The 8,122-nt window shown below is 70.4% G+C and carries 7 protein-coding genes; 2 read left to right on the plus strand and 5 right to left on the minus strand.

Features of this window, described 5'->3' with window-relative positions; translation table 11 throughout:
• Nucleotides 1-5: 5 nt before the first annotated feature.
• Both ACWDRW_RS37865 and ACWDRW_RS37870 read right to left on the minus strand, forming a co-directional pair.
• Nucleotides 6-956, minus strand: coding sequence for a carbohydrate ABC transporter permease (locus tag ACWDRW_RS37865; RefSeq protein WP_451732335.1), 951 nt, complete (start codon nt 954-956; stop codon nt 6-8).
• On the minus strand, nt 953-2,362 hold the full coding sequence (locus tag ACWDRW_RS37870) for an extracellular solute-binding protein (protein WP_451732338.1): 1,410 nt from the start codon (nt 2,360-2,362) through the stop codon (nt 953-955). The genes ACWDRW_RS37865 and ACWDRW_RS37870 overlap by 4 nt, the downstream gene beginning before the upstream one ends.
• A 160-nt stretch (nt 2,363-2,522) precedes the next feature.
• Between ACWDRW_RS37870 and ACWDRW_RS37875 the strand changes: the two genes are divergently transcribed.
• On the plus strand, nt 2,523-4,109 hold the full coding sequence (locus ACWDRW_RS37875; protein WP_451732340.1) for a glycoside hydrolase family 32 protein: 1,587 nt from the start codon (nt 2,523-2,525) through the stop codon (nt 4,107-4,109).
• Here the strand turns inward: ACWDRW_RS37875 and ACWDRW_RS37880 are convergent.
• Nucleotides 4,099-5,025, minus strand: coding sequence for a phosphotransferase family protein (locus ACWDRW_RS37880; protein WP_451732343.1), 927 nt, complete (start codon nt 5,023-5,025; stop codon nt 4,099-4,101). The genes ACWDRW_RS37875 and ACWDRW_RS37880 overlap by 11 nt on opposite strands.
• 136 nt (nt 5,026-5,161) lie before the next feature.
• On the opposite strand from ACWDRW_RS37880, the gene ACWDRW_RS37885 reads away from it, so the two are divergent.
• A complete protein-coding gene (locus ACWDRW_RS37885; RefSeq protein WP_451732346.1) occupies nt 5,162-6,136 on the plus strand; it encodes a TauD/TfdA dioxygenase family protein in 975 nt (324 codons plus the stop codon).
• Nucleotides 6,137-6,360: 224 nt separating this feature from the next.
• Here ACWDRW_RS37885 and ACWDRW_RS37890 read toward each other — a convergent pair whose 3' ends face one another.
• A complete protein-coding gene (locus tag ACWDRW_RS37890; protein ID WP_451732348.1) occupies nt 6,361-7,329 on the minus strand; it encodes a CU044_5270 family protein in 969 nt (322 codons plus the stop codon).
• Complete coding sequence (locus tag ACWDRW_RS37895) at nt 7,322-7,954, minus strand: RNA polymerase sigma factor (protein WP_451732351.1); 633 nt, start codon at nt 7,952-7,954, stop codon at nt 7,322-7,324. Before ACWDRW_RS37895 ends, ACWDRW_RS37890 begins: the two co-directional genes overlap by 8 nt.
• Between the last annotated feature and the right edge of the window lie 168 nt (nt 7,955-8,122).

Below are 8,122 nucleotides of genomic sequence, written 5' to 3' on the forward strand. Positions count from 1 at the left end.
CCGGCTCACTGGTAGTGGACGAAACGCCGGCTGAGCCGGAACTGCAGGGCGGTCACCGCCATGATCAGCACGAACAGCAGCACGCCCACCGCGGAGGCCTCGCCGAAGCGAAGCTGCTCGAAGGCGCTCTCGTAGATGACCATCACGACGGTGCGGGTGGAGTCGCCGGGGCCGCCGTTGGTGAGGACGTACGGCTGCTCGAAGACCTGGAGCGCGTTGATGATGCCGACCACCGAGGCGACCAGCAGGGTGGGGGAGAGAAGCGGCAGCGTGACGGTGAGGTGCTTGCGCAGCCCGGTCGCCCCGTCGAGGGAGGCCGCCTCGTGGATCTCCTTGGGGATGTTGTTGAGTCCGCCGACGAACAGCAGGAAGGAAAAGCCGAACTGCTGCCAGACGTAGACCAGGACGACCGCCGACATCGCCGCGTTCTCGGAGGTCAGCCAGGGCACCGGGGCGATCCCGATCAGCCCGAGCAGCCAGTTCACGACCCCGAAGTCCTGGTTGAACAGGTACTTCATCACCACCGAGATCGACGCCGCCGACAGCACCAGCGGGAAGAAGAACGCCGACCGGAACACCGAGCGCAGCCACACCGGCATCCGCCCGTTCACCGCGAGCGCCAGCACCAGGGCGATCAGCAGTTGCAGCGCGACCGCGAACACCATGAAGACGAGGGTGTTGCGGAAGGAGACGAGCACGGTCGAATCGCCGAACACCGCGCGGTAGTTGGCGGCCCCCGCGAAGCTCGGATCGTCGATGACGTTCCAGTGGAACAGGCTCAGGATGATCGATCCCACGATCGGTACGACGGTGAAGACCACGATGCCGACGACGGTCGGCGCCAGGAACAGCCCGGCCAGCAGCCGGGTGCCCCGGTCGCGGGCGGAGGGCCGCGGGGCGGGTGCGACGGGCGCCGCGGGCCGCGGCCGTACGGCCTGGATCCGGGTGTTCGTCATATCTCACGCTCCATGGCCTTCTCCAGGTCGTTCTGCATGCGGCGCAGCGCGGGGGCCACCGAGCGCCGGGAGGACAGGGCCGTGCCGGTGTGCTTGAGCAGTACCTGTTCGACCTCGGCGACCTGCGGCGGGGCGGGGATGGGGCCGGTGTCGGGGAACCGGTCGAGGGTGTCGTAGAAGACCCGCCAGTGGTTCGGGCCGGTCTCCCGGTAACGGTCGGCGGTCAGCATCGAGCGGCGCGCCGGGGTGGTCTGGTTGGTCTCGAACAGCCGCGTCAGGGTGTCCCGGCGAGCCGCGTACTTGATGAACTCCCAGGCCTCCTCCTGCCGCTTCGAGGTGCGCAGGAGCGCGTAGCCGGCGGCGCCGAACTGCATGCGCTGGGTGCGCCAGCGCGGGAAGTACTGCACGTCGTAGTCGTCCGGCTGCATGCCGGCCAGGTGCAGACCGCCCGCCCAGAAGCCGCCCGCGGGAGTGACACCGACCCGGCCGGTGGAGAACACGCCGACGAGGTTCTGCCCGTTGCCGCCCTCGGGGCGGGTGCACAGGTCCTCCTGGATGAGGGAGGCGAGATAGTCGTACGCCTCCTCCACGCGGGCGTCCGTCGCCTGCGGGGTCGTCCAGCGGAAGCCGCCCCCGCGGCCCGCGCGGTCGGCGGCGGGGTAGAAGCCGTCCCACAGCCAGGAGCCGCCCGGTGCCTTGGACTCGGCCAGGAGGTTGGTGCCGTTGGCGAACAGCCAGGGCACCACGCCGCCCCACAGCCGGTTGGTCCAGAAGTACGGGGTGAACTGCGTGCCGCTGGACCTCTTCATGTCCCGCAGCAGCGCGGTGAAGTCGTCGCGGGTCCAGTCGGGGGCCGGGAAGCCCGCGCCCGCGCGCCGGAGCACCTGGTGGTTGAGGTACATGTCGGCCGCGTTGAACTCGACCGGCAGCTGGTACAGGCTCCCCTCGTACATCATCGACTCCACCAGCGAGGGATGGACGTCGGCGAAGTACTCGCGCAGTTCCTCGGCGTCCCGCCTCACCCAGCGGTCCAGCGGGACACCGAGACGCCGCGCGAACAGCTGGACGCCTTCGGTCGCGACGTAGACCAGGTCCGGAGCGGTGCCCGCGGCGATCTGGGTGAGGATCTTGGCGAAGAAGTCCGACCAGTCGACCGCCTGCACGGCGTTGACGCGCAGCTTGATGTCGGGGTGGAGCTCCCGGAAGCCGTCGGTGAGCGTGCGGATGGCCTCGGGGCCATAGGCGGGGCCGAGGGTGGCGACGACGAGGGAGCCGTCGTCGCGGCCGGGGATGTCGGCACCGGTGAGCCGGTCCCAGGAGGCGGCGGTGCCCGCCAGGGCGGCGGCTCCCGCGCCGTAGGCGCCGTACCGCAACAGGGCGCGGCGGGTGAGGTGCGAGTCGGTCATCGGACAGGCCTAACTCGTGTTAGTCGAGCAGTGATGCCCCAGATGATGTGGAGCGCGTGACGGGACTGTCAAGGGCCGTGCACCCCTTGACCTTTAACGAGTTAGGTCGCACAGTCCTGGTGCACATGAGCCGCCATCGCGACGAAGGGACCGTGTGTTGATGCGTGGACTTTCCAGTGGACTTTCCCGTGGTCTTTCTCGTGGACTTTCGAGAAGAGCGCTGCTCGCCGGATCGGCCGCGGGGACGGGGGCCGCGCTGCTGCCCGCCGGACCGGCGGCGGCGAAACCCAAGCAGGCCGCCGGGTGCGTGAGTTACCGCGCCGGGTACCACTTCACCGTCCCCGACCAGTGGAAGAACGACCCCCAGCGCCCGATCTGGATCGACGGCGAGTACCGCTACCTCTACCTGTACAACCCGGACTACTTCGCCGGTGGCACCACCGCGGGCACCGCCTGGCGCCTGGCCACGAGCACGGATCTGGTGTCCTTCCGGGACCGGGGGATCGCCGTACCGAAGGACACGACCCCGAACGGCGATGTGTGGTCGGGCTCGGCGGTGGTGGACACCGAGAACACCGCCGGGTTCGGGGCGGGCGCGGTCGTCGTCCTCGCGACCATGGAACCGGTCGAGGGGGCCAACTCTCAGGCGCAGTACCTGTATTACTCGACGGATGGGGGCCTGACCTTCACCTCCTGGCGGGACGAGCCGGTGCTGCCGAACCCCGGGGTGAAGGATTTCCGCGACCCGAAGGTGATCTGGGACGCCGCTCGGGGGAGGTGGGTGATGGCACTCGCCGAGCACACGAAGGTCGGCTTCTACCACTCGGCGAACCTGCGGGAGTGGACCTACGCCGGGGGCTTCGTCAAGGAGGGGATCGGCGTCCTGGAGTGCCCGGACCTGTTCCGGATCACCGCCGATGACGGTACGGCGAGGTGGGTGCTGGGGGTGAGCGCCAACGGCAAGGGGTCCGGGCTGCCGAACACCTACGCCTACTGGACCGGCGACTTCGACGGCGGTGACTTCGCGCCCGAGGCCGCCGAACCGCAGTGGCTGGACCACGGTTGGGACTGGTACGGCGCCGTCACCTTCGACAAGCACGGCGCCGACGGCTCGGTGGATCCCCGGGCGCGGTACGCGATCGGCTGGCTGAACAACTGGGACTACGCCAACATCACGCCCACCATCGACACCGACGGCTTCAACGGCACCGACGCCATCGTCCGGGAGGTCACCCTGAAGCGTGCCGCGTCGGGCCCCTACTACCTGGCCTCACGCCCGATTCCCGCGCTGGACGGATATGTGTCGAGGACGGTGAATTTGGGCGACCTGGAGGTCGACGGCACCCGTGTGCTCGACTACCGGGGCACCGCCTACGAACTGTCCTGCGAGATCACCTGGGACCGACTCGCGGGCGCTGGAGTGCAGTTGCGCCGCTCCGGCGACGGCTCCCGTCACATCGACGCGGGCATATACGGCGACTACGCCTTCCTCAACCGCCGTAACACCGGCAACCCCGACGTGTCCGGGCGCTGGCAGGAGAGCAAGAGCCCCTTCGACCCGTCCGCGGGACGGGTCGGGCTGCGGATCCTGGTGGACCGTACGTCGGTGGAGATGTTCGTCGACGACGGCCGTCATGTGCACTCCTCGGAAGTGTTCCCGTACCTGATCGACACCGGGGTCGCGCTGTTCGCGATCGACGGTGGGGCGGTGTTCCGGAACACGGTGATCCGGGAGTTCACGGTGTGAGGCCGAACCACGCCTCGGCGAGCGCGGGCAGGGTATGCCGGTCGGGTGCGCCCAACTCCCGCAAGTACCACGGGAGGTTGCTGTACACGTGCAAGAGCGTGTACGCGAGCAGCACAGCCGGCTCGAAGGCCCGTCCGTAGGCTCTGGCGAGCAGGGCCAGCAGGTCGGGATCGCCGCCCGTGACGAACAGGCCGACGCCCACGAAGTCGTAGGCGGGATCGCCGATCATCGCCGGCTCGAAGTCGAAGAGCCCGGTCAGCCGCCACCCTTCCGGATCGACGAGGAAGTGCTGCCGCATGACCTCGGTGTGCAGGAGGGACCGGCGCGGGGCGCGGGGGAGCGGGACCGAGGCGAGGAAGTCCGGGATCTGCTCCAGCCAGCTCTCAGGGAGCGCGTGGGACCGCTGCTGGGCCACCGCCCGCGCGCTCTGCCGGTCCACGAAGGTACCCCAGTCGCCGGGGCCGAGGACATCCTCCAGCGGCTCGGGAGCGAGCGAGTGCAGCACCGCGAGGGCCTCACCGACCTCGGCGACGAGCCGTTCCCGGTCAGCCCTCGGCGCGCCGGCCCAGGTCCCGGCCAGGTTCTCGCCCCGCAGGCGGGACATCAGGACGTACTGCCAGCCGTTCTCGTACGCCCCGAAGTCCCGCACCCTGGGCGTCTGTACGGGCAGCTTGCCCTGGACGTACGACAGCACCCGGCCCTCCGCGACGCCGTCCTCGGCGGCCGCGGCGGGGAACAGCTTGAGGACGAGGTCGTCGCCCACGGCGTAGACCGGCTGCGATCCGTCCGGGAAGCGCGTCAGCGGTGCCCCGGTGAGGCCCAGGCGCGCGCACAGGTCCTCCGCTCCGGGGCGCATCACGCTCTCGTCGGGGACGACCGCGTCCCAATCCTCGTCGGTTTCCACCAGAGGCAGCATGATCGGGACCGTATGCGGCCGGAGGCAGGACGCACAACGCCTTGATGCCGGTCTCGCCACGCCCGTCGATTGCTGTCACGATCTTGGGGGAACCGGCATGAACCGGAGCCGGTGCCGACGAGTCGACGGAGCGCGCATGACGACGGACAAGGCCACCGCGCAGGGGACGGAGCGGATCGCCGGGATCGAGGTGAGACCGGCCGCCGGGCACATCGGCGCGGAGATCAGCGGGGTGGACCTGGCGGCCGGCCTCGACGACACCGTGGTGGCCGCGATCAGGGCCGCGGTGCTGCGCTGGAAGGTGGTCTTCTTCCGCGACCAGCACCTCGGCCACGCCGAACATGTGGCGTTCGCCCGGCGCTTCGGTGATCCGGTCGTGCTGCCCCGCCGCGGCAAGGCTTCCCCGCCGGACTTTCCGGAGGTGGAGACCACGGCGGACCGGCTGGAACTGGGCGGCCGGTTCGGCATGGACCACGACGAGTGGCTGCGCCGCCGCCGGCACACCCTGCTGCGCGGCTGGCACTGCGACCACGGCGCCCGCGTGGACCCGCCCGCGGCGACGATCCTGCGCGCCGAGACGGTTCCGCCGTACGGCGGTGACACGACCTGGTCGAACCTGGCGGCCGCCTACGCCGGACTGTCCGCCCCGGTCCGGGAGTTCGTGTCCACCCTGCGCGCCGAGCACCGCCTGGGCGTCGGCTACCAGCCGCGCCCCGGGGACGACGCGTACGTCCGTCACCTGCTGGACCACCAAGTGGCCACGCTGCACCCGCTGGTACGGATCCACCCGGAGACCGGCGAGCGCATCCTGTACGTCAACGGCTACTACGTCGAGCAGATCGCCGATCTCTCCCGAGCCGAGAGCCAGGCCTTCCTGGACCTTCTCCTGGACCAGGCGGTCCGCCCCGAGTACACGGTCCGCTTCCGCTGGGAACCTGGCAGCGTGGCGTTCTGGGACAACCGCGCCACCATCCATCTCGCCCCGAGCGACAACGCCCACCTTGAACACCCCCGGACCATGCACCGCGTGATGCTGGCGGGCGACGTGCCCGTGGGCGTGGACGGCAAGCCCTCGGAACCGATCGTGGGGAGCGAGCCGGGCCGCTGGTAGCCGCCGGTCCTGACCTCTCGGCTCATCTCCGGCCCCGGCGGCCACGATCCGGCAGAACACCGCCAACTCGCCTACTCCGCGCTCCACTTCGGCGCCGACTCGCGACGCCGGGCGGCGAGGTCATCGGCCGCCTCCTCCCCACTGACCTCCCGAAGGCGAACCTCAGGGCCACCGGCGACCATCGGTGCCGGCGGCCCTGACGGTCCCGGGCGCGGGACGGCAGCCTACGGGCGCTGCCGGACCCGGTCGACGATCCCCCAGTCCACCACGTGCGACAGCTGGATGTACTTCTTCTTCCCGGAAGCCGAGACCCGCTCGTCGCGGAAGCCCATGAACTCGTACGACGCCGGGTCGAAGATCAGGTACTTGCCTTTGTGGGATCCGCCCTCGGCGTAGGCGATCCCCACCCCGGGCCGCCCCGCGGAGTCCTTGACCCCCGGGATCGTCTTGACGCCGGGCACGAGGGCCAGCGCCTCGTACGCCGCGGGGCGCAGCCCCTGGGGCAGCACAGGGTTCTTCAGGAGCTCGCCGAGCAGCCAGTAGGCCTCGAACCGCAGGAGCTTGTCGAGATCGCTGATCGACTGGTCGTCGGACCCGCCGGAGGAGACGATGACCGAGATGAGCTTCTCCGGGTCGTGGGGCAGCTTCTTCAGCTCGCTCCACTTCCGGGGTGGCCACACCCCGCCGCCCTTCCCCGCGGGCTCTTCCCACATCTCGCGGCCCAGTTCCATGCTCAAGGAGGGCTTGGAGACGTCCACCGATTCCCACATCTCGTCGGTGTAGGTCTTGACCTCGCCGGTCTTCCGCTCCGTCTCCTTGATGATCCGCTTCGAGTAGATGAACTGGTCGTCGCGCGGCGCCACCGGTTCCTTCTCCTGCTCCCGCTCCCACGCCGCCGCCCCGTGCAGCACCGTCGCGGCGGCGTTCTCCACCCGCGGGGTGCTCGTGCCCGGTGCGCCGCCCTCGTCGGAGCCGTCCGTGCCGAGCAGCGCCGCCGTCCCCGTGACCGCCGTGGCGACCACTGCGGACGCCGCGAAGCGCAGTACATGGCGGCGATTGAGGCCGGTGCCGGTGCGCTGGTCCGCGTGGGCCATCGCGTTGAGCAGCCGGTGCCGGGCCCGGTCCCGGGCCGGACCGGTAAGCGGGGCCGCGTCCGCGTCCCACTCCCTCAGGAGTTCGAGTTCGTCATGCATGGTCGGATACCTCTCGCAGTGCCGTCGGATTGGATCCGCCCAGTGCTTCGCGCAGCTTGCTGCGAGCCCGGTGCAGCCGTGATCTGACCGTGCCCACGGGGATGCCGAGGGCCTGGGCCGCCTCCTCGTAGCTGAGATCCGCCCAGGCCACCAGCAGCAGGACGTCCCGGTGCCGAGCGGGCAGCGAGGCGAGCGCCGCCGCCAGCTCGCGGCGCAGGGCCCGCGCCACCACCCGGTCCGCGGCCCGGTCGGCCAGCGGCTCGTCGTGGTCGGTGAGGGCCGGGACCCGGGCCATGGCCTTGAACCGGCGGGCCTCAGCCCGCCGGTGCCGGCCGACCAAGTTGGTCGCTATGCCGAACAGCCAGGGCCGGGCGTCGGCGCCCGCGCCGCGGGTCGGGTCGTAGCGATGCCGCTCCTGGAACGCGGTGGTGAAGGTCTCCGCCACGAGGTCATCGGCGACCTCGCCGCCGAGGCGGCGGGCCGCATAGCGGTGTACGGCGTCGGCGTGCCGGTCGAAGAGCGCGGCGAACGCCTCGGGCTCATCCCGGGACCGCGCGATCACTGAGGCGTCGCTCTCCGCATCGGCACGCGCGGTGCCGATGCCGACGCCTGGTCCGACGGTCATCGAGTCTCTCCTTCGTGGATACCCCCGGCTTCAGCCGGGGGAGGAAACGAAGCTCCTGCGGAGCAGGGCAGGTAAAGCCGGTTCGCCGCCAGGGCGGACCAGCGCTCACCCTCAACTGGCTTCGCTCTGGAACAAACTGACGAGTTAGTGTGTGAGGCGTGAAGGCCA

The organism is Streptomyces sp. NPDC003635 (assembly GCF_053587635.1).

What these genes read in the sequence shown, in the direction of transcription:
- ACWDRW_RS37895 (WP_451732351.1), bottom strand. Translation starts at nt 7,954, where the DNA reads ATGACCGTCGGACCAGGCGTCGGCATCGGCACCGCGCGTGCCGATGCG.
- ACWDRW_RS37875 (WP_451732340.1), top strand. Translation starts at nt 2,523, where the DNA reads ATGCGTGGACTTTCCAGTGGACTTTCCCGTGGTCTTTCTCGTGGACTT.
- ACWDRW_RS37885 (WP_451732346.1), top strand. Translation starts at nt 5,162, where the DNA reads ATGACGACGGACAAGGCCACCGCGCAGGGGACGGAGCGGATCGCCGGG.
- ACWDRW_RS37870 (WP_451732338.1), bottom strand. Translation starts at nt 2,362, where the DNA reads ATGACCGACTCGCACCTCACCCGCCGCGCCCTGTTGCGGTACGGCGCC.
- ACWDRW_RS37890 (WP_451732348.1), bottom strand. Translation starts at nt 7,329, where the DNA reads ATGCATGACGAACTCGAACTCCTGAGGGAGTGGGACGCGGACGCGGCC.
- ACWDRW_RS37865 (WP_451732335.1), bottom strand. Translation starts at nt 956, where the DNA reads ATGACGAACACCCGGATCCAGGCCGTACGGCCGCGGCCCGCGGCGCCC.
- ACWDRW_RS37880 (WP_451732343.1), bottom strand. Translation starts at nt 5,025, where the DNA reads ATGCTGCCTCTGGTGGAAACCGACGAGGATTGGGACGCGGTCGTCCCC.